Annotated in this window: 26 protein-coding genes; 7 read left to right on the forward strand and 19 right to left on the reverse strand. The window is 63.1% G+C overall.

The genetic code is table 11. The annotated features are described in order from the left end of the window. Positions 1 to 5 precede the first annotated feature (5 nt). The 12 genes from BM364_RS14130 to ectA all read right to left on the reverse strand — a co-directional run bounded on the left by BM364_RS14130 (position 6) and on the right by ectA (position 11,851). Positions 6 to 1,682 (reverse strand): ABC transporter permease, encoded by a 1,677-nt coding sequence (locus tag BM364_RS14130; protein WP_092425688.1) that lies wholly within the window; start codon positions 1,680 to 1,682, stop codon positions 6 to 8. A 15-nt stretch (positions 1,683 to 1,697) separates the two neighbouring features. Then, positions 1,698 to 2,651: an ABC transporter substrate-binding protein gene (locus BM364_RS14135; protein WP_092425689.1), complete on the reverse strand. Its 954-nt coding sequence runs from the start codon at positions 2,649 to 2,651 to the stop codon at positions 1,698 to 1,700. Between the two features lie 11 nt (positions 2,652 to 2,662). After that, positions 2,663 to 3,748, reverse strand: a complete 1,086-nt coding sequence (locus BM364_RS14140; RefSeq protein ID WP_092425691.1) for an ABC transporter ATP-binding protein — start codon at positions 3,746 to 3,748, stop codon at positions 2,663 to 2,665. An 86-nt stretch (positions 3,749 to 3,834) separates the two neighbouring features. Next, positions 3,835 to 4,611 carry an ectoine/hydroxyectoine ABC transporter ATP-binding protein EhuA gene (ehuA, locus tag BM364_RS14145; protein ID WP_092425693.1) on the reverse strand — a complete coding sequence of 259 codons (777 nt, stop codon included), beginning with the start codon at positions 4,609 to 4,611 and terminating at the stop codon, positions 3,835 to 3,837. Continuing rightward, positions 4,608 to 5,300 (reverse strand): ectoine/hydroxyectoine ABC transporter permease subunit EhuD, encoded by a 693-nt coding sequence (gene ehuD, locus BM364_RS14150; RefSeq protein ID WP_092425695.1) that lies wholly within the window; start codon positions 5,298 to 5,300, stop codon positions 4,608 to 4,610. The genes ehuA and ehuD overlap by 4 nt, the downstream gene beginning before the upstream one ends. Before the next feature lie 4 nt (positions 5,301 to 5,304). Then, positions 5,305 to 5,976, reverse strand: coding sequence for an ectoine/hydroxyectoine ABC transporter permease subunit EhuC (gene ehuC, locus BM364_RS14155; protein WP_092425697.1), 672 nt, complete (start codon positions 5,974 to 5,976; stop codon positions 5,305 to 5,307). Positions 5,977 to 6,060: 84 nt separating this feature from the next. Further along, positions 6,061 to 6,927, reverse strand: a complete 867-nt coding sequence (ehuB, locus tag BM364_RS14160) for an ectoine/hydroxyectoine ABC transporter substrate-binding protein EhuB (protein WP_092425699.1) — start codon at positions 6,925 to 6,927, stop codon at positions 6,061 to 6,063. Positions 6,928 to 7,000: 73 nt separating this feature from the next. Beyond that, the gene (locus BM364_RS14165; protein WP_092425701.1) at positions 7,001 to 8,458 is read right to left on the reverse strand and encodes an aspartate kinase; all 1,458 of its coding nucleotides are present in this window, start codon (positions 8,456 to 8,458) and stop codon (positions 7,001 to 7,003) included. Positions 8,459 to 8,530: 72 nt separating this feature from the next. Continuing rightward, entirely contained in the window at positions 8,531 to 9,460 is a 930-nt protein-coding gene (thpD, locus tag BM364_RS14170; RefSeq protein ID WP_092425703.1) for an ectoine hydroxylase, read from the reverse strand. A 36-nt stretch (positions 9,461 to 9,496) separates the two neighbouring features. Further along, positions 9,497 to 9,889 carry an ectoine synthase gene (locus BM364_RS14175; RefSeq protein ID WP_092425705.1) on the reverse strand — a complete coding sequence of 131 codons (393 nt, stop codon included), beginning with the start codon at positions 9,887 to 9,889 and terminating at the stop codon, positions 9,497 to 9,499. A gap of 10 nt (positions 9,890 to 9,899) precedes the next feature. Continuing rightward, positions 9,900 to 11,189: a diaminobutyrate--2-oxoglutarate transaminase gene (gene ectB / locus BM364_RS14180; RefSeq protein ID WP_092425708.1), complete on the reverse strand. Its 1,290-nt coding sequence runs from the start codon at positions 11,187 to 11,189 to the stop codon at positions 9,900 to 9,902. Positions 11,190 to 11,239: 50 nt separating this feature from the next. Continuing rightward, positions 11,240 to 11,851, reverse strand: coding sequence for a diaminobutyrate acetyltransferase (gene ectA / locus BM364_RS14185; RefSeq protein WP_244542892.1), 612 nt, complete (start codon positions 11,849 to 11,851; stop codon positions 11,240 to 11,242). A gap of 242 nt (positions 11,852 to 12,093) precedes the next feature. On the opposite strand from ectA, the gene BM364_RS14190 reads away from it, so the two are divergent. Continuing rightward, positions 12,094 to 12,591 carry a MarR family winged helix-turn-helix transcriptional regulator gene (locus BM364_RS14190; RefSeq protein WP_092425712.1) on the forward strand — a complete coding sequence of 166 codons (498 nt, stop codon included), beginning with the start codon at positions 12,094 to 12,096 and terminating at the stop codon, positions 12,589 to 12,591. A 97-nt stretch (positions 12,592 to 12,688) separates the two neighbouring features. On the opposite strand, the gene BM364_RS14195 is transcribed toward BM364_RS14190, so the two are convergent. Together BM364_RS14195 and BM364_RS14200 are read right to left on the reverse strand one after the other, a co-directional pair. Continuing rightward, complete coding sequence (locus BM364_RS14195; RefSeq protein ID WP_092425713.1) at positions 12,689 to 13,831, reverse strand: alpha/beta fold hydrolase; 1,143 nt, start codon at positions 13,829 to 13,831, stop codon at positions 12,689 to 12,691. 112 nt (positions 13,832 to 13,943) lie between these two features. After that, the gene (locus BM364_RS14200) at positions 13,944 to 14,645 is read right to left on the reverse strand and encodes a glutathione S-transferase (RefSeq protein WP_092425715.1); all 702 of its coding nucleotides are present in this window, start codon (positions 14,643 to 14,645) and stop codon (positions 13,944 to 13,946) included. A 184-nt stretch (positions 14,646 to 14,829) separates the two neighbouring features. On the opposite strand from BM364_RS14200, the gene BM364_RS14205 reads away from it, so the two are divergent. Next, the gene (locus tag BM364_RS14205; RefSeq protein ID WP_092425717.1) at positions 14,830 to 15,351 is read left to right on the forward strand and encodes a hypothetical protein; all 522 of its coding nucleotides are present in this window, start codon (positions 14,830 to 14,832) and stop codon (positions 15,349 to 15,351) included. 74 nt (positions 15,352 to 15,425) lie between these two features. Here the strand turns inward: BM364_RS14205 and BM364_RS14210 are convergent, their stop codons facing one another. The 4 genes from BM364_RS14210 to BM364_RS14225 all read right to left on the reverse strand — a co-directional run bounded on the left by BM364_RS14210 (position 15,426) and on the right by BM364_RS14225 (position 19,898). Beyond that, positions 15,426 to 16,331 carry a D-ribose ABC transporter substrate-binding protein gene (locus BM364_RS14210; protein WP_425284908.1) on the reverse strand — a complete coding sequence of 302 codons (906 nt, stop codon included), beginning with the start codon at positions 16,329 to 16,331 and terminating at the stop codon, positions 15,426 to 15,428. Between the two features lie 340 nt (positions 16,332 to 16,671). Further along, positions 16,672 to 17,721, reverse strand: a complete 1,050-nt coding sequence (locus BM364_RS14215) for an ABC transporter permease (RefSeq protein WP_092425720.1) — start codon at positions 17,719 to 17,721, stop codon at positions 16,672 to 16,674. Between the two features lie 33 nt (positions 17,722 to 17,754). Then, positions 17,755 to 19,278, reverse strand: a complete 1,524-nt coding sequence (locus BM364_RS14220) for a sugar ABC transporter ATP-binding protein (RefSeq protein WP_092425722.1) — start codon at positions 19,276 to 19,278, stop codon at positions 17,755 to 17,757. Continuing rightward, positions 19,275 to 19,898 (reverse strand): DUF2291 family protein, encoded by a 624-nt coding sequence (locus BM364_RS14225; RefSeq protein ID WP_092425724.1) that lies wholly within the window; start codon positions 19,896 to 19,898, stop codon positions 19,275 to 19,277. The genes BM364_RS14220 and BM364_RS14225 overlap by 4 nt, the downstream gene beginning before the upstream one ends. 353 nt (positions 19,899 to 20,251) lie before the next feature. Between BM364_RS14225 and BM364_RS14230 the strand changes: the two genes are divergently transcribed. The 5 genes from BM364_RS14230 to BM364_RS14250 are packed head-to-tail and all read left to right on the forward strand — an operon-like array spanning position 20,252 to position 24,438. Further along, the gene (locus tag BM364_RS14230) at positions 20,252 to 20,626 is read left to right on the forward strand and encodes a hypothetical protein (RefSeq protein WP_092425725.1); all 375 of its coding nucleotides are present in this window, start codon (positions 20,252 to 20,254) and stop codon (positions 20,624 to 20,626) included. A 54-nt stretch (positions 20,627 to 20,680) separates the two neighbouring features. Continuing rightward, positions 20,681 to 21,202, forward strand: coding sequence for a YcnI family copper-binding membrane protein (locus BM364_RS14235; protein WP_092426358.1), 522 nt, complete (start codon positions 20,681 to 20,683; stop codon positions 21,200 to 21,202). Between the two features lie 57 nt (positions 21,203 to 21,259). Next, the gene (locus tag BM364_RS14240) at positions 21,260 to 22,858 is read left to right on the forward strand and encodes a copper resistance CopC/CopD family protein (protein ID WP_092425727.1); all 1,599 of its coding nucleotides are present in this window, start codon (positions 21,260 to 21,262) and stop codon (positions 22,856 to 22,858) included. Between the two features lie 16 nt (positions 22,859 to 22,874). After that, positions 22,875 to 23,087, forward strand: coding sequence for a hypothetical protein (locus tag BM364_RS14245; RefSeq protein WP_092425729.1), 213 nt, complete (start codon positions 22,875 to 22,877; stop codon positions 23,085 to 23,087). A 10-nt stretch (positions 23,088 to 23,097) separates the two neighbouring features. Further along, positions 23,098 to 24,438, forward strand: a complete 1,341-nt coding sequence (locus BM364_RS14250; protein WP_092425731.1) for an FAD/NAD(P)-binding protein — start codon at positions 23,098 to 23,100, stop codon at positions 24,436 to 24,438. Positions 24,439 to 24,512: 74 nt separating this feature from the next. Here the strand turns inward: BM364_RS14250 and BM364_RS14255 are convergent, their stop codons facing one another. Further along, positions 24,513 to 25,643 (reverse strand): substrate-binding domain-containing protein, encoded by a 1,131-nt coding sequence (locus BM364_RS14255; protein ID WP_244542893.1) that lies wholly within the window; start codon positions 25,641 to 25,643, stop codon positions 24,513 to 24,515. Positions 25,644 to 25,657: the final 14 nt, after the last annotated feature.

A 25,657-nucleotide genomic window follows, 5' to 3' on the forward strand; every position in this document is an offset into this window, starting at 1 on the left:
CCGGCTCACAAGAGGCTGCCGCGTTTGCCCAGAAGGCTCAGAATCACCAGCGGAAAGACGGTGGTGATCAAGACGGTCACAAAGGCCATGGCCATGCCCAGCCCCACCGAGCCCTGCTCGAACTGGCGCCAGATATAGGTCGAGATCGTCTGCATCCCCACCGGAGCGACGATGATCGAAGCAACGAGCTCGCGCGTTGCCACCGCAAAGACCAGCAGCATCGAAGCAATCAGGCTCGGCAGGATCAGCGGCAGGAGGATGCGCCGGAAGGCGGTCAGCGGGCTGGCGCCAAAGACACGCGCCGCAGCCTCGAGATTGTCCCCCACCTGATGGAAGGCTGCCGTGGCATAGCGCACCGGCTGGGGCAGGAGAATGCAGCAATAGGCCAGCAGCAGGATCAGCGCGGTATTGTAGGGCGTCACCGGCAGCCACGGCTGGTTCCAGGCCAGGATCAGCCCCACGGCGACCACGATCCCCGGCAGCGCGTTGGGCAGGATCGTCAAGACATCGAGCACCTGGCGCCCGCCTATCCGCGTCTTGACCACGGCATAGGCGGAAAGCGCGCCCAAAAGCCCGGTCAGCAGCGCTGCGGCAACGCCCAGCGACAGGCTGGTGGTGAGCGCCCGCAAGGCGCCCGGTCCGTCCGAAAGGATGGCACCGAAATTGTCGAGGCCGAGATTGGAGAGTGCCAGCCCTCCCGACAAGGTACGGGACAGCGCGGTCATCAGAATGCCGAGCAGCGGCACAGCGGTTGCAAGAAAGCTCACGAGCCCAAAGGCCACGAGCACCGGCACGGTCCAGCCGCCCAGAGCCCGCTTTTCGAAGGCCTGCGGCTTGCCCGTCGTTGTCTGGTAGGAGCGGCGCGTCAGCACCCAGCGCTGCACCAGAAAGGCTGCAAAACTCAGAACCACCAGCACCAGCGACAAAATGGCGGCGCCCGGCAGGTCGATGGGCCAATCGGAAACGCGCAGGTCGATCCCGGTCACCAGCACGTCGAATCCGGCCCGCCGCCCGAGCGCTGCGGGAGTGCCATATTCCTCTATGGCGGCAGCAAAGACCAGCAGCAGGCTGGCGGCAAGGCCCGGGGTCGAGAGCGGCAGGGTGATGCGGAAAAAGGCCCGCCAGCTCGAGGCGCCGAACACCCGGCCCACATCGGCATAGCGCGAGCCCACGGTTTCCACGGTTCGGGAAACGGCGAAATAGATCACCGGAAAAGTGTTGAGCGTCATTACAAAGATGATGCCCCAGACCGAAAACAGGAACGGGGCGAGGTTGAACCCGAAGATCTGCTCGAGATAGCCGCGCGGCTGCAGCGTCATGACCCATCCCAGCGTGGCGATATAAGGCGGGATCATGAAGGGGACGAGCATCATCAGGTCCCAGAACAGCGCTCCGGGCACCCGGAACAGCGCGCGCAGCACCGCCAGCGGCACCGCGATCACCGCCGAAAGCACGACGACGCCGAGGCCCAGCAGCAGCGTATTGCCGGTCATGCGCAACAGCCTTGCATCGGCCAGCACATCGGCAAGGCGGGAAAAGGGGGCGGCCAGCGAGCCGCGCCCCAGTTCGGGAAAGATCGCCTGAAGCACGATAAAGGCGAAGGGCACGGCCACGACCACGACAAGGCCAATGGTTGCAATGGTGATGGCCGGATTGACCGGACCCATGCTCCTCGCCGGCATGCTCGTCTCGACTTCTTACTGGAAGGTGGCGGCAAAGCCCGCCAAGGTCGCCTCGCGGCCGGCATAGACCGCTTCGGTGTCGATGGTGAGGATGTTGAGGTCCTCGATCAGCGGACGGTCGGCTGCGATGTCGGCGCGCGCCGGCATCAGGTTGGTGGCGGCAACGATGGCCTGGCCTTGGTCGGACAGCATATAGTCGATGAACTGCTTGGCCTCGTCCTGGTTCTTGGACCAGTTGAGGATCATGGCCGGGCGCGGCGCGATCACGGTGCCCGAGGCGGGGAAGATCACTTCGATCGATTCGCCCTTGGCCTTGCCGTTGAGCGAAATGTAGTCCACCGCGCCGAACACGGCGGCCTTGGCGCCCTGCAGCACCGGATTGAGCGCTTCGGCATTGGCGCCGGCAACGATGGCGCCATTGGCGGCCAGCTCTTCGAAGAGTTCGGTGCCGCCCTGGGCCTCGAGCGCTGCAACGAGTTCGAAGGTCGCGCCGGACTGGGCCGGATCGGGCAGGTTCACGAGATCCTTGAATTCGGGCTTGGCCAGATCGGCCCATTCCGCGGGGCGCGGCGTGCCGCTATTAGGGTTCCAGGCGATGGCGAGCGCTGAAACGCCCTGGGCGACGGCCGTGTCGGTCTTGAGGAAGTCGGGCACGGTTTCGCTGTTGGGGCTGGCATAGGGCACGAGCCAATCGCGCGCGGCAAAGTCGGTTGCCGTATCCCAGGAGGCCGAGATCAGCACATCCACGACCGGATTGGCAGCTTCCGCTTCGATACGGGCCATCACCTGGCCGGTCGTGGCCTGAAAGAAATCGACCTTGATGCCGGTTTCTTCGGTAAAGCCGGCAGCCAGCTTCTCGATCAGCGAGGCGGGACCGGCGGTATAAACGGTCACATCGGCCTGGGCGGTACCGGCCATGGCAAGGGCAACGAGCGCGGCAAGGCCGGCGCGGCGGGTAGTGGTCAGCATTCTTGACGCTCCTAGGGGGTGGTGTTCGCCTCGGCCGGAAACCAGCGCAGGCGCTCGGAGATGATCTCCAGTCCGATGCGCTCCCCAAGGCGCATCGGAGAATTGGTGGTGACCTGAAGCGGCACCGGGGCGGCGCCGGTCACCAGCGACACGGAGGCGACATAGGCCGCGTCGCGATAATGCAGCGCCGTCACTTCGCCGGTGAGCCTGGCCTCTTCGGGCGCGCGCACGAGGAGCGCCCGGGGCGGGATCAGGACCTGGGCGGTTTCCCCGGCCGCATCGAGCGGTGCGCCGGCAAGCGCGAGCCCGGTGCCATCGACGGCCCAGCCATCGGCGGCACGGCGCATGGGCACGAGGCTGCCAAGGCGCAGGAATTCGGCGATCTTGGCGCTGCCGGGTTGCTCGACGAGCGCTGCGGGCGCGGCCAGTTGCGCGACGCGCCCGCGATCCATCACCGCCACCGCATCGGCAAGCGTAAAGGCTTCGCTTTGGTCATGGGTGACATAGATGGCGGTCAGGCCAAGCGAGCGGATCAGCCCGGCGAGTTCCCCCACCATGTTCTCGCGCAGCTCGCGATCGAGATTGGACAGCGGCTCGTCGAACAGCACGATGCGCGGTTCCGCGACAATGGCCCGGGCAATGGCGACGCGCTGCTGCTGCCCGCCCGAAAGCGCGCTGGGGCTGCGCCCGGCCAGGTGTTCGAGCCCGACGCGGCGCAGCGCTTCGCCTACGCGCCGTTCGATCTCGCTACGCCCAACCCGGCGCATTTCGAGCGGAAAAGCGACATTGCCGGCAACGCTCAGATGCGGCCAGAGGGCATAGTCCTGAAACACCATGCCCAGTCCCCGCCGCTCGGGCGGCAGGAAGACACCGGGTCCGGCAACCACCTGATCCTCGATCCGCACCTCGCCTGCGCTCGGCGCGAGCAGACCGGCAACAAGGCGCAACAGCGTGGTCTTGCCGCAGCCCGACGGTCCCAGAAGCGCCAGGGTCTGGCCCGCGGGCAGGTCGAGATCGATGCCGCGCAGGATCTGGGTATCACCATAATCGAGGCGCAGGTTCTGCGTCGAAACGGCGGGCTTGGCGGTAGGCGGCATGGCAAGTCTGGGTCTTTTCGCTCGGTGCGCCGGGCGATAGAGAACTTGCATGACGGTTTGACGACACTGGCCCGCGCCCCGCGCGGCTAGTCGAGGATAGCCTGCAAAAACTCTCGCGTCCGCTCCTCGCTCGGATCGGTAAAGAGTTCCTCGGGCGAGCCTTCCTCGCGGATCCGGCCCTGGTCGAAAAAGCAGACTCGATCCGAAACTTCCCGCGCGAACCGCATCTCGTGGGTTACGAGCAGCATGGTCAGGTCATGCTCTTCGGCGAGCTTGCCGATCACATTGAGCACTTCGCCCACGAGTTCGGGATCGAGCGCCGAGGTCGGCTCGTCGAACAACAGGATACTGGGCCGCATGGCGAGTGCCCGGGCGATGCCGACCCGCTGCTGCTGCCCGCCGGAAAGCTGATGGGGATATTTACCCGCCTGGTCGGCCAGACCCACCAGTTCCAGCAATTCCTCGCCACGCTCCCGCGCTTCCTTTCTGGAAAGCCCCAGCACCTTGACCGGCGCTTCGGTGATGTTGCGCAACACCGTCATATGGGGAAAGAGGTTGAACTGCTGGAACACCATGCCGAGCTGAGCCCGCATCTTGTGCAGATGCGCTTCGCTTGCCGGGACCAGAGCGCCGTCCGCCCCCTTTTCGTGCCAGAGCGGTTCCCCGCCCACGCTGACGATCCCCCCATCGATGCCTTCAAGCGTCATCAGGATGCGCAGCACCGTCGATTTGCCGGAGCCGGACGGCCCGATGATCGAGACCTTCTCGCCCTTTTTGACGGTGAAATCGAGCTCGCGCAGCACGGTAAGGTCGCCAAAACGCTTGATGACCTTGTCGAATTTGATGATCGGTTCGTCGTTCATTTCAAGGGGATCCCTTGCTTGGGCAGCCAGGTGTCGAGCAGGCGCACGCCGGCCGAGGCCACCAGTGTCATGATCAGATAGAGCGCACCCACCATGGTGAGCGGCACGAGATAGCTGAAGGTCCGGTCGCCCACGATCTTTGCGACATTGAGCACTTCGAGCACCGTCACCACCGAAAGCACCGGCACGTCCTTCATGATGGACACCAGGTAATTGCCCATGGAGGGCACGATGCGCGGAATGGCCTGGGGCACGACCACATGGGTAAAGGTATGGGCGGGAGTAAAATTAAGCGCCCGTGCCGCCTCCCGCTGGTCGGGGCCCACCGCCTCGATACCGGCGCGATAAACTTCGGACGTATAGGCGCTGTACTGGATGCCGAGCCCCAGGGCCCCGGTCAGAAAGGCCGGCAGGACGATGCCGTATTCGGGCAGCACATAGTAGAGAAAGAACAGCTGCACGATCAGCGGTGTATCGCGGATGAATTCGGTGATCACCTTGGCCGGCCAGGAGATAAGGCGCGAGGGCGCCGCCTTGAGTACGGCCCAGACGAGCCCGAGCCCCAGCGCGACAAGAAAGCCGAGCACCGTTGCCTGGATGGTCACGGTCAGCCCGATCCACAGGATCGGCAGGATGGAAATGGCAAAGGCCAGGGGACTGGACAGGTCCCATTCGTATCCGAACAACATGGGCTCAGCTCCTTGCCGTGCGCCAGCGGCTGACATAGGCCTCGAGCGTGCGCATCATGGCGGTCAGCACCAGCGCCATGCCGAAATAGGTCACGAGCAGCATGGAATAGATGGTGGTGCTGTCCTGGGTGAAATTGCGGATCTGCTCGGCCCGGAAGGTGAGATCACCGAGGCTGATCAGAGACACGAGCGCGGTGTCCTTCAGGTTCTGCACCGCCAGATTGCCGAACGAGGGCATCATCTCGGGAATGGCCTGGGGAATGGTGATGGTGCGCAGCGTCTGGCGCGGCGTGAAATTGAGCGCGCGGCCCGCTTCGTGCTGATCCTTGTGCACCGCCGCGATGGCGCCGCGCACCACTTCGGCGCCATAGGCCCCGATATTGAGGCTGAGCGCCAGCACCCCGGCAACCACCGGCGGCAGGCGCAGGTCGATGCCGATCGCCATGCCGGCGAGGGGCAGCGCGAAATAGAGCCAGAACAGCTGCACCAGCAGCGACGTGCCGCGGAACACCTCGATATAGGCAATCGAAATTGCCCGTATCGCGAGGTTCGAGCTGAGCTTGCCGATGCCGGCGCCGAACGCCAGGATGGCGCCGAAAACGGTGGAATATGCGGTCAGCTGGATCGTGACCCATGCCCCCTCCATCAGGGGGCCGAAATATTCGGTCCAGTGCATGAACGGTCCTTCGGACTATGTTGAAACGCGTCTTGGGCGGGCGCCGGAGCACCCGCCCGAGACAAGGCTTTTCGCGCTGGCCGCTTACTGAGCGGCGCAGAGCTCTTCGGTGGTGCGCTGAGCCGACCCGTCGACATCGGACTGGGTGAAGCCATAGCCGGTCAGGATCTCGGCCCATTCGGGCGTCGCCTTGACTTCGGCCAGCGCCTCGTTGACGGCATCGCGCAGCTCTTCATTGCCCGAAGCGAAGGTGAACCCGCCCCAGGAGCGCACTTCGGCCCCATCGATCACCGGATCGGTGAATTCGCTCGCCACTTCCACGCCGTCGTTCTGGTCGGCAAGGCCGCTCGCGGTCAGGCTCGTTGCCGCATAGGCATCGGCGCGTCCCGTCGCCACGGTCGAAATGGCGTCGGCATTGGCCGCAATGGTCACGAGATTGGCTTCATCAACGCCCAGCTTCTGCATCATCTCGAGCTGGTCGGCGCCCGCCATGATGGCGACGCGCAGCTCGGGATTGTCGGCAAAGTCGGAATAGGCGTGAATATCCTTGGGATTGCCGGCCGCCACCAGGAGGCCCTCGCCATAAGAGGTGTTGGGCTCGGAAAACAGCACCTGCTGGCACCGGTCGGGCAGGATCGCCATTTCGGCGGCCACCATGTCGAAGCGGTCGGCCTGAAGGCCGGGGATCAGCGAGGAGAAATTGGTGCTCACCCACTCGATGTTTTCAACGCCCAGCTTTTCCATGATGGCCTTGGCGACATCGGGTCCGGCCCCGAGCGCGGCGCCGGTCGGATCCACATAGCCGTAGGGAATTTCGTTCGCCACGGCGATGCGGATCGATCCCTGTTCCTGGATCTGGGCCAGCGAAGCGGCGCTGACGGCGGTGGATGCAAGAGCCGAAGCGGCGATGGCGGACAGCGCCATGACGGCGGTTTTACCGAAACTGGTCATGTGTGTTCTCCTTGAGAAGTGGTCTTGGGGCATGAAAAACCGGCTGCTGCCCATCCCTGCAGCCGGCGTGGGTTCAGGCGGCGGCGTGCAGCCGGGTTTCCGGAGCCTCGGCCCAGTCCTCGATCAGGCCCTTGTGGAGAGCCGCGATGGTGGCTTCGAACTGGTCCTGCTCGACGATCACCTGCAGGTCGACCTTGCGCAGCAGGTCATGAACGCCCAGCGGCTCGATGCCGGCCTGCCCCAGTGCCGCGATGGCCTTGGTGAGCACCTTGGGCGAGGACAGGTCACGCCCGATGGCGGAAACGAGGGCAACCTTGCGCAACGCGATCTCGGCCGTGGGGAAGCGGGCGAAAAGATCTGCCTCGACCCGCTTGATCGCCTTCATCGACCCCTTCAGATAGTGGATGATTGTGTTGGCATTGGAGGTCTTGGCGATGATCCAGACCTTGTGGCGCTTGAGCGCTTCGAGGATCTCGGCGTCATAGCCCTTCACCCCCACCATGTCCTGGTCGTAGAATTCGAAGGCGTAAACGTTCTTGAGCCCGGTCACGATCTCGACCCGCGAGGCTTCGGCCGCAAGATCGGCCCGGATCACCGTGCCGGGATGCTCAGGCTCGAAGGCGTTCTTGACGCGCAGGGGAATGCCGGCCTGGCGCAGGCTCTTGGCGGCACGCGGATGGATCGCTTCCATGCCCATATTGGAAAGTTGGTCGGCGACATCGTAATTGGTTTGCCCGATGACGCGCACCGCATCGGGTGAGACCAGCCGCGGATCGGCGCTGGAAAGATGAAATTCCTTGTGAATGATCGCTTCGCGCGCCTTGGTGACGACCGTCAGCCGCGACAGTGTCACTTCCGAATAGCCCCGGTCATAGGTGCCCATCAGCGTTTCGCTGCATTGGGCATAACCGGTCACGATCGGCAGTTCGCGCGCCAGGTCCACATCGGCCATGGCCCGCTCGATGGCTTCGTCGAGCGCGTAGTGTCCCGCCTCGCGCCAGCCGGTCAGGTCGATCATGCGCGCGCGCACACCCCTCAAGTTGAGCAGCAATGCGGTGTTGAAAGCTGAATGGGCTTCCCCCAGCGAAGCCAGCATTTCCCGCACCGTCAGCAGATGCTGCTGCAGCTGGAAATGGCCGAAGGAACAGAGCCGCTGCAGGTCGATCAGGCACGAGCGCACGCCCTCGACGCGTTCGCGCGCAAAGCGATTGGCCGATTGGCGCGCGCTTTCATCGGCAAAGATGCGCGCGTTATGCTCGTACATTTTGTCGGCAACCGCTGTCAGCGCGTCGCCCCAACCCCAGCCACTCTCTGCACTGGCAAAAAGGGCATAGACGCCTGGCTTGCCAGATTTCTTGTGTTCCAAAAGCTCGTCCGTCATGCCCGCATATGCCGAGACGACGAATATGCGCTGATAAAGCGCATCGCCCTGACGGTCTCCGATCAAGACGGTTTTCAGCAGTTCATCGGTACGGGACATGGAGGTGCCGCCGATTTTCTCGACGGTGTGGCGTGGGGTATCGATAGTCATGCAGTCTCCAGCCGCTCCCCTTTGGGGAGCAGAGCTATTGGTCTTGAACGGGCGAAGGTCCGGGTCGGCGCCTCAGCCGATCTTGCCCGCCTCGATCGCGATCGGGCCTTCGGGATCGCGCGAACTGAGAAAAGCGGGGCGCGGCGCCTTGGCGGCAAAGGGCGCCACCACCCGGTTGGACCAGGCATTGTAGACGAAGAAGGCGTTCGAGCGCGGGAAGGGTGTGATATTGCCGTTCGAGCCATGCATGGTGTTGCAATCGAACAGCACAACCGTGCCGGCCTTGCCCGAGGCATATTCGATGCCGTGCTCGCGCGCCATCTTGGCCAGCGCATCGTGCGAGGGCACACCGATTTCCTGCTTCTTGAGCGAGGTCTTGTGGTTGTCCTCGGGTGTCTCACCGGCGCAGGCGACAAAGCGCTTGTGGGTCCCCGGCATCAGCATCAACGGACCGTTGAGCGCATCATTGTCCGTGAGCAGGATCGAGGCCGAAATCGCCCGCATGCGCGGCATGCCGTCTTCGGCGTGCCAGGTTTCAAAATCCGAGTGCCAGTAGAATTCCTTGCCGGTAAAGCCGGGCTTGTAGTTGAGGCGCGACTGATGGAGGTAAACCTCGTCGTCAAGGAGGAAGCTGACCGCTCCGGCCACGCGCCGGTCACGCGCCAGCCGGTTGAAGAGCGCATTTTCCTCGTCGAGCCGGAACACTGTGCGCACTTCGTTCGAGCCGGGCTCGGTGATCACATTGTCTTCGGCGATCCCTGCCTCGCCCGAGCGCATATGCGCGCTTTCGCGCTGCAGCGCCGCGACCTCGGCCGGAGTGAACACATCACGCAGGATCAGAAAGCCGTTCTTTTCAAAGCTCTCGGTCTGGGCGCGGGTCAGCGGGGCTTCGGGCGTCCACTTGCCCCAGACGACAGGGTCCTTGCGATCGGTCCATTTTTCGTTCGGGAGGCGGGTTGGGTAGTCATCGTGATTGGCGGCGTCGAAAGCTGACTGTGTCATGGTCTCGCCTTTCAGTTCAGAGTTTGGGAATGACGCTCAGGCGTCTTCGGGTGCCGGGGCGTAGGAGCCATCCTCGCGGTGCACTTCCGTGCCGGTGACCGGCGGATTGAAGCAGCACGCCATCACCATCTCGCTCTTGGCCGAGAGGCGATGCTTATCGTTGAGATTGAGCGCGTACATCACGCCCGGCCGGATCTGGTGCACCGTGCCGGTATCGAGTTCCTCGATCTGACCCTCGCCCGAGATGCAGTAAACGCTCTCGAAATGGTGCTTGTAGTGGAACACATGGCTCGTGCCGGCATGGATGCGGGTGATGTGGAACGAAAAGCCCATCTGGTCGCCGGCCAGCAACAGGCGCGTGCTGTCCCAGCCATCGGCGTTGACAAGGCGATCGCCGAGGCGAGCGGATTCAAGATCACGAACGATCATGAGAGGTCTCCTATTCGGCTGCCGCGCGGCGCGACCCCAGGACCGCGTCGAACGCGCTTTCCATGATGTCGAGGCCAGCGGTCAGCTGTTCGAGGGAAATGGTGAGCGGACAGAGCACCTTGACCACTTCGTCAAAGCTGCCCGAGGTTTCGATGATCAGGCCCTTCGCGAAGCAGGCCTTGCAGATGGCGGCGGCATGTTCGCCCGAGCCGGCATCGATCCCCACCATCATGCCGCGCCCCTTGGTGCTCAGCCCATGGTCTTCGGCAATGGCGGCAAGGCGCTCGCCGAGATAACGGGCCTTTTCGCCCACTTCACTCATGAACCGGTCGTCGGACCAGAACTTTTCGAGCGCCGCGGCGGCGGTCACGAACGCATGGTTGTTGCCGCGGAACGTGCCATTGTGCTCAGCCGGCTTCCAGATGTCGTGCTCGGGCTTGATCAGCGTCAGGGCAAGCGGCAGCCCCATCCCCGAAAGCGACTTGGCCATGGTGACGATATCGGGGTCGAGCCCCATGCCGTCGAACGAGAAGAAGCCGCCCGTGCGCCCGCATCCGGCCTGGATATCGTCGATGATAAAGAGCGCGCCATGGCTGCGGGCGAGCGCCTGGACCTTCTTGAGCCATCCGGCCGAGGCGGCATTGAGCCCGCCTTCGCCCTGCACCGTTTCGACGATGATCGCGGCGGGCGCATCCACCCCGCTCGAGGGGTCGCTCAGCATGCGCTCAAGCAGGTCCGCCGTATCGATCTCGGGGCCATGGTAGCCATCATAGGCCGCGCGCGTCACGCCCGAGAGCGGGGTCGCCGCGCCGCCGCGATGCTTGCCATTACCGGTGGCCGCCAGCGCCCCCAGCGTCACGCCATGGAAGCCATTGGTGAAGGAGATGATATTGGTGCGGCCGGTCACCTTGCGCGCCAGCTTCATCGCCGCCTCGACCGCATTGGCTCCGGTGGGTCCGGTGAACTGGAGCTGATGCTTCATGCCGCGCGGCCGCAGGATCAGCCGCTCGAAACTGGCGAGAAACTGCTCCTTGGCATCGGTGAACATGTCGAGCCCATGCGCGATCCCGTCATTGGATACATATTCGATCAGCGCCGCCTTGAGATCGGGATCGTTGTGCCCATAGTTGAGCGAGGAGCAGCCGGAAAGAAAGTCGGTATAGGCCTTGCCATCGGTATCGTAGATGGTCGCACCCAGCGCGCGATCGAACACTTTGGGGAAGCTGCGGGAATAGGACCGGACACGGCTTTCGACGCGCTCGAAGGTGTTGATGGGCGTGATGGAAGTCGGCGTGGCCATGGAAAAACGTCTCCTGGACGTGGATAGTCAAAGGGAAAGGCTGAAAGGGATCAGGCGCTGGTCAGCGCCGCCGCCATCTCGGAATTGAAGGGGCCGATGCTGACGCCATATTCGCTGGCGTGCCGGCCGCCGAAATGAGCGTCCCGATCGAAATGCTCGGTCTGGCGCAGCTGCGCCTTGAGGCGTCGGGCAATGCCGGTAAAAAGCGCCCAGCTCGGTGCATTGTCATGCGTAATGGTGCAGGCCAGCTTTTCGACGCCCCGGCAGGCGGGCCGCGCCAACACATCGCCGACAAGACGCCGTCCGAGCCCCTGCCCGCGCGCCGCTTCACCCACGCAAATCTGCCAGACGAAAAGCGTGTCCTTCTCCTCGGGCGGGATATAGGCCGAGACCCAGCCGACCACCTGATCACCCATTTCGGCGATGGCGCAGGTGGAGGCGAAGTGGGACGCTTGCAGGAGATTGCAGTAGAGCGAATTGGTGTCGAGCGAACCCGACGCCGCGATCAGCGACCACACGGCCGCCCCATCGGTGCTGACGGGCGCCCGAATGGCGATCTCGGGATTGGCTATGGACTGCCGGTAAAGGGCACCGGCGTCGAACAGAGCTGAATTGCCGTAAATCATGGGAAGGAAAGTTAGCTTGTTAAAACTAAATTTCAACCCCACACCTGAAGAAAATGCCCCGGAACCGCCGCAAAACAGCCCAGATATGTGGGTTTATGTAGCGTTTACGGCTACTTGGACGGAGGGGAACTATGGCAGATTCTTATGCTTCTGCAGCAGGTTCCTTCGTTTCCAAAAAATAGTTTAGATGATGCTAAGGATTTCTCAGTGCGCTATCCCGCTTGGGTTGCACGCCCTCCGGCGGTACACTGAGCACGGGTGATTTGCGGAGCCTGGGATTGGAAGAACGGACGAAATCGGCTCTGACGGCCATGCGCAAGATCCTGCGCGCCACCGAGTCGAACGCCAAGCAATTGATGACCGAGACCGGCCTGACGCCCTCGCAGCTGATCTTCATGCAGATCCTCGATGGCCAGGCCGAAAAGAGTGCGGGACACGTGGCGAGCCAGATGGGTATTACCCAGGCCACCACCACCGCGCTCCTGCAAAAGCTCGAGCTTGCCGGCATGATCCAGCGTCGCCGCGGCGAACGCGATCGCCGTCAGGTGCTGCTCTCGCTGACCGAAAAGGGCCGCAAGGTGCTCGCCATCGCGCCCGATGGCGTCCATGCCCAGTTTCATCAGCAATTCTCCGCGCTCAAGGATTGGGAGCAGATCATGCTCATCGCCGCGCTCGAACGGGTGGCCGACATGCTGCACACCTCCGACCTCGACGCCGCCGCCATCCTCGACCATACCCCCGAGCTCGCACCCACCCGCACATCGGACGTGGAGTAGGCGCAAAAGCCTGCCGCCGGCCCCGAGGCGCTTTTCGGTCAGTATCTAGGCAACCAGGGGCAACCCGGCACGTCGGCACGGGGGCGGCAGACCGCATCTAGCTCCGCACGCCGTCGCGAACAAAAACCGCGCTGGCAAAAGCGGCCACGGCCTCGTTGTAGGCCTCCGCCCGTTCCAGCATGCCCATGTGATTGACCCCGGCAATCTCGATCAGCCGCCCTTCGGCTGCCTCTCCCACGATCGCCTGGCTCGCTTCTGGCTTGGTGACGATATCGGCGGCGCCGGCCACCGCCAGCACTGGCACCGGCAAATGGGCGAGCACGCCTGTTGCGTCCCAGCGGAACATGGCGAGATTGCCCCGGCAGATACTGCCTTGGCTATTGCGCGTCGAGAGCAGCGTCACATGCTCGAGCTGGCTGCGTGTGACATAGCGACCGAAGCCGATGCGGTTGCCCAGATGCGCCATGCCGCTGAGATAGCTCTGCCAGGCGCCCAGCCAGGCGAGCGGCTGAAGCAGGATGGTCAGCCGCATCAGCGGCTCGAGCACCGGCCAGCGCAGCGCCTGCATCAGCCGGGGCAGGATCATGGTGCGCAAAGGATTGGTATAGGTGGTGTTGAACAGCACCATGCCCCGCACCCTTTGGGCCACGAGATCGGGAAAGTCCCGCGCCAGCGTCTGGATGGTCATGCCCCCGATACTGTGCCCCACGAGCACGACCCCGGGCGCGCCCGAGCGCTCGATGATGAAGGCGAGACACGCAGCAAAGGTTTCGAGCGAGATCGGCCCGCGCGACCGGCCGAGCCCCGGCAGGTCCCACACGATCAGCCGGAAATGCTGCCCGAGCTGACGCTTGGCATAGTGCCAGATCGTGCTGTCCATGGACCAGCCATGGGTGAGGATGAGCGTCGGCCCATCGGCGCGGCCCAGCGTTTCGATAAAAAGCGTGGTGCCCATCGGTCCCGCGACCTCTTCGCCGGTGCCGCGCGCGGCCACCGATGGCTCGTCCCGGTCGGGCCGGGCCAGAAGCGGCACGACGACCAGCCGGCCCAGAAACGAGAAGCCGAGAAGCAGAAGGCCGGTCCAGAGCCGCCAGTCTTCGCGCAGGGGCTCGACATCGCCGTCGGCCCGTTCCACCAGCAGATGTCCGTCATACCAGCTCCAGAGCAGATAAACGGTCGCCGCCAGAAGCAGCAGCGAGACGAGCGTGGTCAGCACGCGGACGGGAAAAAAGAGGGGCAAGATCGGCTCCGGACGCTTGAGGCATTGGGGGCCAGCTTAATGGTCCTGACCCCACCCCGTTCCGGACTCGCGCTTTTGCCGCTCGAACCTTATCACGCCGCTATTTCCCCGCTCACCTGTCGAGCACCTGGGCCATGGAGGCGCCGATCTGCCCACCGGCATAATCGCCCCCGTAATCGCGCCGCGCCTTTTCCGCGAGTGCAACGAGCGCCGGCTCCGCCGCGACGCGCCGGCAAAGCGCCGCGGTCAAGGGCGCCGTGTCGTCCAAAAGCGCCCGGATGCGGCTGAAGCGCTCGCTCATCGTGGTCCAGAGCGTGGCCGTGATCACATCGGCAATGCCTGGCCCCTCGCCACCGAGGAGGTATCCCCCATCAGGCCCAAGGCCATGCCGGCGTCCGGTTTCTTCCCAAAAGCCCATCCATTTTTCGAGGCGCGGCACATAATCGGCCCAGCGCTCCTCGGTCCACATCTTCTGTCCGCCATTGAGCGTGATCTCGTCGATCACGTCATTGGCGTCACAGGTGATCTTGAGCGTCATGGCACGCAGTCCCGGATCCTGTGGTAGAAGGCCATGGATCTCGCCCAGGTACAGGATGATGGCCGGCATCTGGGCGATCGCGGTGCCCCGAACGGTGTCGATCAGCACCGGCGGCCCCATGAAAGGCACCGGCATATCGGCGATGTCACTCGCCATCAATTCACCGATCCTGTCGTCCCCGCCCTCGGTCCAGCTGGCCCCGGCATGGGCCAGCACCGCCCGCACGAACTGGCCGCGAAAGGGCACGGACCAATAAAGAAATTCATAGTCGGCCAAGGTCTGTCTCCAATTCGGTTTCCGCAAGCAGACAAACGCACCGCCCGCTGCTTCGTTCGCCCAAAGCGGAGGCCGGGGTTAAGACCGAAACCCCGCGGCCGCTCAAGCATTGAGCGGATCGTGTGATGATACGTGACAGAGGAGCGGGCTCACCGGAGGGTCAGCCCCGAGAAATACCGGAGACATGAGCGCCAACCGGCAGACCAGCGACAACACGGCCAGCGGCCACGGATCGGGCGCCCTCGATGCCGGGTCCACCAATGAGCTCGATCACATCCGCGGGGAAATCCGCGCCGAGATCAACCTGCTCAATAGCCGGCTCAACGCGCTGATTTCCTCGCAGTCCTTTCTCGTCATCGCCTATGGCGCCTCGCTCGGGGCCGGCTATGGCGATTGGAACGGGCTTTTCACGTTGACCCTGCCCCCGCTCTTTGCGCTTCTGGGCTTGGTATTGGTGCTCGAGGCGCGCCCCGGCCTTTTTGCCGCCCATGAGGCGATCGGTCATTGGCGGCATCGGGAAAACCAGCTGATCAACGATTATCCGGAGTTGCACCGGTTTACCCTTGCAACCGACGAAAAGAGCCGGCAGCGCATGGAATTGCGCCAGCACGCGGGGGGCTTGTTTTCCATTCGGGCGCCGCTGATCTTTACCATCGCCTGGCTCTTGTTCCTCGCCCTGCCCTTTCTTCTTTACTTCATGGGCTAGCTCAAGGAGAGCGCGGCACAAAAGCAAAGGGGCCGGCGAACCGGCCCCTTCCAGACAATGCACTGCGCTATGGCTTATTCGGCCAGGGCAAAGGTTTCGAGCTGTTCGGCATTGCTGGCATCGATCAGCACGCAATCCATGGAGATCTTCTCGTCCATGCCGGTCGAGCCTTCCTTGAGATACTTGTCGGCGAGTTCGACTGCCCACTGGGCCTGGCGATAGGCCGGCTGCAGCACGGTAGCGGTCACCTTGCCGGAGATGATGGCGTCACGCACATCGTTGGAGCCGTCAAAGCCCACCACGATCACATCGCTGCGTCCGGCAGCCTCGAGAGCGGCCAGCGCCCCCATGGCCATGGTATCGTTGCCGGCGATCACGCCCTTGATGTCGGGATTGGCCTGCAGGATCGATTCCATCTTGGTGAAGGCCTCGGTCTGGCTCCAATTGGCCGACTGCTGAGCAACCATCACGAGATCGGGATATTGATCGATCACGTCGTGATAGCCCGAGGAGCGGATACCGGCATTGGTGTCGGATTCTCGGCCGGTCAGCTCGACATAGTTGCCGGCTTCGCCCATGGCTTCCACGAAGGCTTCTGCGCCCAGCGTTGCACCCTGGTAGTTGTTGGAAACGATCTGCGCCACGGCAACGCCGGTGGCATTGATCTCGCGGTCGATCAGGAACGAGGGGATGCCCGCATCCTTGGCCTTCTGCACCGCAGCCACCGAAGCGTCGGCACCGGCATTGTCGAGAATGATGGCAGCAGCACCCGCCGCGATCGCCGAATCGATCAGCTGGTTCTGCTTGTTGGCGTCGTCGTCATGGGAGTAGACCTGGGTGGAATAACCCAGCTCTTCCGCCTTTGAGCGCGCGCCTTCCGCCTCGGCGGCAAAGAAGGGATTGTCGTGGCTGGGCGTGATGATCACGATCAGCTTGCCGTCCTGGGACATGGCGGGCACGGCCAACGCAATGCCAGCCATCGCACCCAGCGCCAGCGCGGCGAGTGTCTTTGCGAATTTCATCTGTGGTCCTCCAAAAGCCCTAGCGGGCAGGCAACGCAATGCAGTTTCATCTGCTTCGTATTTTTTGCGTTTATTGATGATTGCAGGGGAACGGGGAGGAGTCAACGAGATTGACGGATTAGGCACCTCCGAAATCAGCAAATTCGCAGCACTTGGGCGTTTAAGCGCCCAAATCTGCTCACCGGATGCTAGCAGAAATAGGCCTGGAGCGGGTGGCAGCGATCCCTGCCGAACACAAGAACGCGAAACGGAAAAAGCCGCCCGAAGGCGGCTTCCGCAACGGTGTGGCGAGGGGAGATCAGCCCTGCCGCGTGTTGGCCGCAAGGCGCCGCTGCAACTGGTCGAGCACCACCGCGGCGATGATCACCAGACCCTTGATCACCATCTGCCAGAACTCGGACACGCCCATCATCACCAGCCCGTCGCTCAGGACGCCGATGACGAAGGCGCCGATGATCGTGCCCCCGATCAATCCCCGCCCGCCCGAGAGCGAAGTGCCCCCCAGAACTGCGGCGGCGATGGCATTGAGTTCGAACGTATTCCCGCTCGCCGGGTGCGAGGCCACGAGCTGGGACGAGACGATCAGCCCGACCACCGCAGCGCAGAAGCCGGAGATCATGTAGACCGCGATCTTGACCCGGTCGACCCGCACGCCCGACAGCGCCGCGGCGCGCTCATTGCCGCCCACCGCATAGACTTTCCGGCCAAAAGGCGTGCGCTGCGCCACATAGGCGGCGACCAGCGCCATGATGATCAGGATGATCACCGAGACCGGCACGCCCAGCACCGTTCCCGATCCGATCACCGGAAAGCCCTGATTTTCCAGCTCCGGCCGGCCGACGAGGTTGGAAAAGGTCGCCCCGCCCGAAAGCAGCAGCGCCGCGCCGCGCGCCACATAGAGCGTGCCCAGCGTGGCGATAAAGGGCGCCACCCCCAGTTTGGTCACCAATAACCCGTTGATCGCCCCAATGGCCGTGCCCACAAGCAGAGAGATCAGCACCACTTCGATGACATTGGGATAGACGATGACGCCGAGCATGGGCAGGGGAATGCCATGCACCAAAAGCCCGCCCGCCACCATGCCGGTGAGCCCCACGATCGAGCCGACCGAGAGATCGATCCCCCCGGTCAGGATCACATAGGTCATCCCGATGGCAAGGATTGCGTTGATCGCCACATGCTTGGAAATGATCACTGCATTGGCGACCGAGACGAAATTGGGCGCCATCAGCGCAAAGAACAGCGTCACCGCGATCAGCGCGATAAACGTCCTGAGCTTGAGCACCAGCAGCAGTGCCGAGGCATTGCCCGCGGGCGCCGTCTTCAGGGTGGCGGAAACTGTGGACATGGGCTCCTCCCTGGAGCAGAAATTCTGGGGCCGTCAGGCCAGTTCGGGCTCGTCGATCTTGTGGGTGGATGCGCGCACCAGCGCTTCGTCGCTGGCCTCCTCCGCGCGCAGGTCGGCAGTGATCCTGCCATAGGCCATGACCAGGATCCGGTCGGCCACCGCGTGGGTCTCCTTGAGGTCGGACGTGGTATAGACGATGGCGAGCCCCTGATCGGCCAGGTCGCGCATGGTGGAAAACACTTCCGCCTTCGCCCCGATATCGATGCCGCGGCTGGGCTCGTCGAGCAGCAGCACGCGCGGCTGGGTCAGCAGCGACTTGCCGATCACCACCTTTTGCTGATTGCCGCCTGAAAGCGAAGTGATCGGGGCGTCGGGGCCCGCCGTCTTGATGTGAAGCTGGCTGATCACCTGGCTCAGGAGAGGCGTTTCTGCAGCCCGCGAAATGGAGAAGAAGCGGGTAAAGCGCCCCATGCTGGCAATGCCGAGGTTACCGCCCACCGACAGGTTCTGCAGCAGGCCGTCGCGCTGACGATCTTCGGGCACCAGCAGCAGCCCCGCCTTCATCCGCCGGTTGACCGAGCGGCCCGCAAGCTCCTCGCCCCCGAGCCGCACCGACCCCGTGGCGCCGGAACGCAGGCCGTAAAGGCTTTCGAACAATTCGGTTCGCCCCGCGCCCAAAAGCCCGTAGATCGCGGTAATCTCGCCGGGCCGGAAGGAGACCGAGACATCGTCCACCGCCAGGCCCTGGCCACGCCGCGGCAATGTCAGGTTTTGCACTTCCAGCAGCGGCGGGCCAGGAGGGGCGGCAGGCGGGCGCTTTGCCACCACCTCTCCTGCCCCCAGCATCTTTTCGATGATCCAGGGAATGCTGACCTCGGATCGCGGGGCCGAAGCGGCCAGCCGTCCATCGCGCAGCACGGTGAAATGATCACCGATGCGGATCAGTTCTTCGAGCCGGTGCGAGATATAGATGATGGCAACGCCGGCGCGCTTGAGTTCGCCGATCACCTTGAAAAGAACTTCGACTTCGGAAGCGGATAGAGCCGATGTCGGCTCGTCCATGATCAGCACCCGCGCGTCTTCCGCCAGGGCCTTCGCGATCTCGACGATCTGCTGTTCCCCGATCATCAGATCGCCCACCAGCGCATCGGGATCGATATCGTGCTCGAGCTTGGCGACCAGTTCTGCCGCGCGCCTTTTCTGCGCAGCCCGGTCGATGTGGAAGCCGGCTCTGGTGATGTCGCGACCAAGAAATATGTTCTCGGTCACCGAGAGATTGGGACAGAGATTGAGTTCCTGAAAGACGATACCGATGCCCTTTCCCGCCGCATCGCGAATGGAAGAAAAGCTCACCGGCTCGCCTTCCATCGTCAGGCTCCCCAGCGTCGGCCGCTCGACCCCGGCAAGGATCTTCATCAGCGTTGACTTGCCCGCCCCGTTCTCTCCGATCAGCACATTGACAGCGCCCGCATGAACATCGAAGTCAACGTCCTGCAGCGCAACCGTGCCGGGGAAAGCCTTGGTGATGTTGCGCGCCGAAAGAACGATCCCGCTCATGATCCCGCCTTTTCGAGCGAGATCGGCGTCACCAGAATACGATCGGAGGCGCTGGTCATGGTGATGGCGCCCGAAAAGGTAACCGTGTCGCCCACCGCGACAGCTTCGGCATTGGTGGCGAAATTGTCGAGCGCCAGCGCGGTCAGCGCCTTGCCGGCATTGGCATATTCGAGCTGGTTGGTGAAATCCTTAAAGGCGACGAAAGGCAAGGCATCGCGCACGCCATTGCCGCGGATCACCGGACCGATCTGGACCACCACCGGCTCCTCTACACCCTCGACCGCCACGTCCATCGTGCCGGCGCGCGATTCCGTGTTCTTGGCCAGGACGCGCCCCGTACCCGAGACGACGAAGCTCCACGGCGAGCCTTCGCCCGGCCGATAGCCATAGGTCTCGGCAGCCCCGGCGAAGTCGCCGGTGATGGCAGGCACGACCTCGTCTACCGGCCGCGCGGCTTCGCTGAAATAGGGAAGAACCTCGTCGGTCCAGATGCCATCGGCATAAGCCGCCGCATCGAAGCCGGCCGGAGCGTTTGCCTCCTGATCGGCGATCTGCACGATCTTGCAGCCGCTCAACGGCAGGGCCAAGGCCAGTACGATCCAGGCGATCCGGCGATCCATTGCGAACTCCTCCGCATATCGCCGACCATTCCGGTTCTTGCGATTATTTGCGATTTTCACATTGGTGCAACATACCGCATTCCCTTGTCAACGCGGAAATCCAGACCCCGTTCACCCCACCCCTAAACAACGAACCGTAAAAATTCGAAACCAACCCGCACAACGCGCATCTTCGCGGCTCCGGAAGCCATCCTACGTCAAAACAGGCGATGCCGTGCGACCGAAGCATTTGAACTTCCCCAATCCAAGCGTTCAACCCCCGCTGGGCGGCCGTGTCCTCATGCCGTCCTGCGACGTCGTCGACCTTGCCTGGATGATGATGCTTCGATACGAGGCAGGCATTGAGGAGCGACATGGCGTCGAGAACGAGAGCATATGTCTGGGAGGTCGGAAGCGCTGTTGCGGTGCTCGCCATCTACCTGCTTGTTCTTTTGGCCCCGCTGCACCAGGCTGCTGGCCTGCAACGCCAACTCTTGGCTCTTGGCTATGTCTCGACCGATACTGCCTCGGTTTGCGCGGCCCTGGCGCGCGACCAAAACGAGCGATCCGCTGTAAAGTGTGCTGCTGCGGGGATAGGCAAGAACGAGACCGCTGTGGATCCTGTGGTGCTTTCGCTGGAGTTCCGGCGTGTCGCCACACTCGTCAGTTACCTGGCTCGACAAACGCCCGGCTCCGCTGCACTCGAACGCTCACAGGGGCAACCCCGGGCACCTCCAGTTTCGGTCTGAACTCTTGCGGCGGCTCCCGGCTGCCGATCAGACACTCAATCCCTGGAGATCATGATGATACGCTCTTTCGCTCGCCTTGCCGTTGCGACCCTTCCTCTCGCCGCTATTGTCCCCGCCTTCGCCCACTCGACCCTGGAAGTCCAGCAGGCAGCTATCGGTAGCTCCTACAAAGCCGTGCTCCGCGTTCCTCATGGTTGCGGCACCGAGGCAACCCACACTGTTCGGGTGCAGATCCCGGAGGGGTTCTACAACGTCAAGCCCATGCCCAAGGCCGGCTGGACGCTTGAAACCGTGACTGGCCCTTACCAACAAAGCTACGACAATCACGGCACGACAGTGACTGAAGGCGTCCAGGAAATCGTCTGGTCGGGCGGCAATCTGCCGAATGACTGGTACGATGAGTTCGTCTTCCGTGGCAGCTTCGCCAGCACCCTTGAGCCAGGCACGTTTTATTTCCCTTCCATCCAGGAATGCGAAAACGGCGAGGAAGCCTGGATAGATGTGACCGGCGACAAAAATGCCCAGATGCCCGCACCAAGCCTTGAACTGGTGCCCGCGAAGGTCAGCGGCCACTAGCCCTCCTTATGGGGTGCGGTTCGCTGCACCCCGTCTTTTTTGGAAGAGGAGGTCGGGATGCGTTCACTGACCCGCTGCCGGCTGCTCGCCAGTCTGGTGCTTTGCCTTGTGCTTGTGGCGATAGCGCCCGCTTTTGCTCACGCTCAATTGCTCTCGACCCAGCCATCCGAAGACGTGGTGCTGGAGGTCGCGCCCGCAGCGATCGACCTGAACTTCAACGAACCAGTCACCCCGTTGACGATCAGGCTTATCGGGCCTGATGGCGGTGCCCGGGACCTGACCGAAGAGACCACAGGGGGAACGACCACCACGGTCACCCTACCGGCCGGTATTGCGGACGGCACCCACGTACTGAGTTGGCGTGTCGTATCGGCCGATGGCCATCCTATTGGCGGGTCACTCATTTTTTCTGTTGGCGCAGTGACCGGAGCAGCGGCCGTGGAGATGGCCTCGGACCCGGCGGTATCCTTCGCTCTATGGGCAACAAAGGCCTTGTTGTTCATGGCGTTGTTTGCTGGCGTAGGAGGCGCCGCATTCAAGTCGATCGCTCCACTGCCGGTCAGGGCAGGGTTTGCAGCATTGACCCTTGCGATCGCTGGCGCGGTGATCGCTCCCACGACCCTTCTTTTGCAGGGCCTTGACGCGCTCGGACTGACGATGGCGTCTGCGTTCGATGCCGACACTTGGGCTGCGGGCCTTTCGACATCTTACGGCGCAACGGTGATCGCGACTTCGCTTGCTTTCTTGCTTGCCGTCTACGCGCTGGTCAGCACAGCGCCCTGGGCCGGATATATTGGCCTGGCGGCATCCGCTATCGCTGCACTGTCGCTCGCTCTGAGCGGGCACGCAAGCGCTGCAGAGCCTCAGTGGCTAACGCGTCCGGCAGTGTTCCTGCATGTCGCGGGTATCTTGCTTTGGGCCGGGGCGCTGCTGCCGCTGTGGCATCTGCTTAGAGATCGCAGCAACGCCGCCGGCCAGTCACTGGCCGCTTTCTCGAAGATCATACCTTTCGCAGTGGCGCCACTGGTCCTGTCCGGCGCGGCACTGGCGGTGATCCAGCTCGGCCCTCCCGGTGAACGGTGGTGGAGCCCTTACGGCCTTATTCTGGGTGCAAAACTACTGCTTGTCGCGACGCTCCTCGGACTCGCGCTCTGGAATCGTCTTTGGCTCACCGCCCCCGCACTTTCCGGCGAGACGTCAGCGCAATCAAACCTGCGGCGCTCTATCGGCGTGGAACTCCTTATCATCGTCCTAATCTTGGCTCTGGTGGCCGGCTGGCGGTTCACGCCACCACCACGAGCTCTGGCCCCGATGACGGCAGCTACCGTAGCTGCCGACCCGATCGTGGAGCATCTGATCGATGGAAGCACCATGGCCATGGTCATGATCGATCCCGGAAGCGTTGGTACGGTTAGCTTCCAGGTGACGATCCTCGATCTGGAGCACAATCCCAAGGGCGCTCAGGCCGTGTCGGTCATCATCGCCAATTCCCAACTTGGCATCGAGTCGATCAGGCGCGAGGCAGTCGAGACCGATGGTATCTGGGCCATCCACGATTTCGCCATCCCGGTGGCTGGACACTGGCAGATCGAGGTCGGGGTGCGCGTGACACGCTTCGAACTCGCGCGGCTCCGTGGAGAGATAGCCATTCCGTGATGCGACGACCAACCCGGTGGGCACGCTCGATCTGGACCGCTCCCCCTTTCCCTGTGCGAACACAACGCGCTATCAGCCCTGCAGCGACTGCGATGTCGAAACCTGTCAGGTGCGCCATTTGATGCTGGACGTTCGCAACGCGATCGCCGACGTACTGGATGATACCAGTGTGAGCCAAATGGCGGCGCTCGGAGGCGCCGAAGCTCTGCCAGAGCTTCTTTCAGAATGAGGACCACTAAGTGAGCGCTGCCAGCAGATCGATCACCATTATAGGCGGTGGAGCCAGCGGGGTTCTGCTTGCTGCCCATCTGCTGCGTTCCGATGACCCCGACTTGCGGGTCACTCTTATCGAGAAGCAAGGCCGGTTCGGCCAAGGGCTCGCCTATTCCGCCCGTCTTCGTCACCACCGCGTCAACGTTCCCGCTCGGGGAATGAGCGCCTTCGCCGACGATCCCCATCACTTCTGGCGTTGGCTGCAGCGGCATGAACCCGGCAAGCACGAGAACGCTTTCGTCTTCGTGCCCCGGCGTTTGTATGGGGCCTATCTCGAAGACGTGCTGCGGGAAGCCGGCGCACGCATGCCGGGCCGGCTGCTCGTTTTAAGCGAAGAAGCTCTCGCGCTGAACGAAATGCCGGCTGGCGTTGAAACTCTTCTTGCCGACGGGTCGAGCATCCTCAGCCGCTGGGCTGCATTGGCGGTGGGGCACGAGACTCAGGCTGCGCGGGGCCTGGGCATAGCCGTGCGATCGGGGTCGGAACGCGACACCCCGCTCGATCCGGATGCCCGAGTCATGATCCTGGGCTCAGGCCTGAGCATGGTGGATGCCTGGATCTCGCTTGCAGAGGCCAACCACCGTGGGCCCATCACCGTCGTGTCGCGCAACGGTTTGTTGCCCACCGGGCATCGTGACATAGCGCCGATCAGCATCGATGCAGCCGACGTGCCGTTCGGCAGGAGCCTGACCTATCTCGCACGATGGTTTCGGGATCTTGTTCGTGACACAGAGGCCCGTGGTGGCGATTGGCGCAGTGTCGTCGATGGCCTCCGTCCCTACAACCAACGGCTATGGCAAAGCTGGCCGCAGCGGGAAAAAAGTCAATTCCTGCGCCATGTTAGACCGTGGTGGAACGTTCACCGCCACAGGCTGCCGCCTGATCTTCATGCCCGCCTGGCGCAAGCAGTCAACGAGGGGCAGGTTAAGCTCGTTGCTGCCGAATTCGTTGGAATCGAGCGCGTGGGCGACACTGTCCGCGCAACATTGCGGCCACGCGGCACTCATCAGCGGGAAATCATGCACGTCGAACGCGTCTATGACTGCGGCGGCGTCAGTGTTGACGTACGCGCCAGCAGCAATCCGCTTATCCAGCATCTGGTTCGCACCGGGGCGGCGCAAGCCGATGAGATGCATATCGGCCTTGCCATTGACGACCATTGTGCGCTGATCGACGCCGACGCCCGAGTCTCGCAACGGGTTCGTGTGGTGGGGCCCCTGACGCGCGGGCGCTTTTTCGAGATCGAAGCCGTGCCCGATATCCGGGTCCAGTGTCAGGTGGTGGCGGCGTCGCTTCTCGCCAGCTAGGGTTATTAGTCAAAGGCCCCCATGCAAAAAAGCGAGGCGCCCGGTGGGCGCCCCTCGTCCTCGTTGGGAAGGACTTACTCGTTGCCACCCCAGGCTTCGGGGTAGGTCGGCATGTCTTCGCAGCCGCACATGGCGTAGTGGAGCGGCGGCATGTTTTCGTTGATGTAGTCGTCCAGAACGTCCTGGGTGATGGCCGGCTGCGGCAGCACCCATTCAGGACCCGGGACTTCTTCGCCCTTGAGCGTCTGAACGGCAGCGATAATCGCCGTGCGCCACTGATAGCTCGGATAGGTCGGGGCGATGCCGGCAAAGCCGAGATCACGCCACTTCTGCAGATAATCCTGCTGGTCTTCGCCGGTGATCACCGGAATGTCCATGCCCTGATCTTCGAAGGCTTCGATGGCGGCAACGGCGGTAGCACCGGCATCCATCCAGACGGCATCGATATTGCCGCGCTGCAGGTAGTCTTCAACGATCGACTTGGTCTTGGCATTGTCGCCATCGGTGAATTCTTCACCGAGAATGGTGAGGCCAGCCTCTTCGAACATGTTGCGGGCACCCGAAGCGCGGGTTTCGAGCACGTCGACACCGGGCAGGATGCGGAGCATCAAGACGTTTCCGCCTTCGGGCACATTGGCGATGATGTGGTCAGCCGCCTGGATACCGAAGCCGTAGCCACCCACGGGGTGAACGAAGGTCACCGGGCAATCGGTGGTCACGCCACGGTCAAAGACGATGACCGGAAGACCGGCCGCGCATGCCTTTTCGACGGCCGGGGTCAGCGCGGCGGTCGAGTTGGGCGACACGATAAGGATGTTGCAGTCGCCGCCGGCGAGGAGGTCATCGATATCGGCGATCTGCTTGTCGTCGGAGCCTTCGGCGTCGACATGGGTGAAGGTGCCGATCTCGGGGTGAAGTTTCACCTCCTCGGTCATGTTGGTGTAGCCCACCACGCGCCAGGGATTGTTGACCCCGGCATTAGAGAAGCACACGGTCCACGGCGCGTCGGTTGCGAATTCTGATGTGTCCACCATCTCATTGCCAGCATATTGGCGGTAGATCTGGTCGGCTGGGCCATTGAAGGTGGCCGTCAGCTGTTCGCGCTGTTTGTCGAACTCGGCCGGGTCGTCGAAATTCGGCGCCTGGGCCGCTGCCGAACCGGTCATGAGACCGAGCACGGCAAAGGTTATGACAGTCTTGTTCACGTCTTTCCTCCCTT

Origin of the sequence: Devosia crocina (genome assembly GCF_900116545.1) — a bacterium.
Classification (GTDB): Bacteria; Pseudomonadota; Alphaproteobacteria; order Rhizobiales; family Devosiaceae; genus Devosia; species Devosia crocina.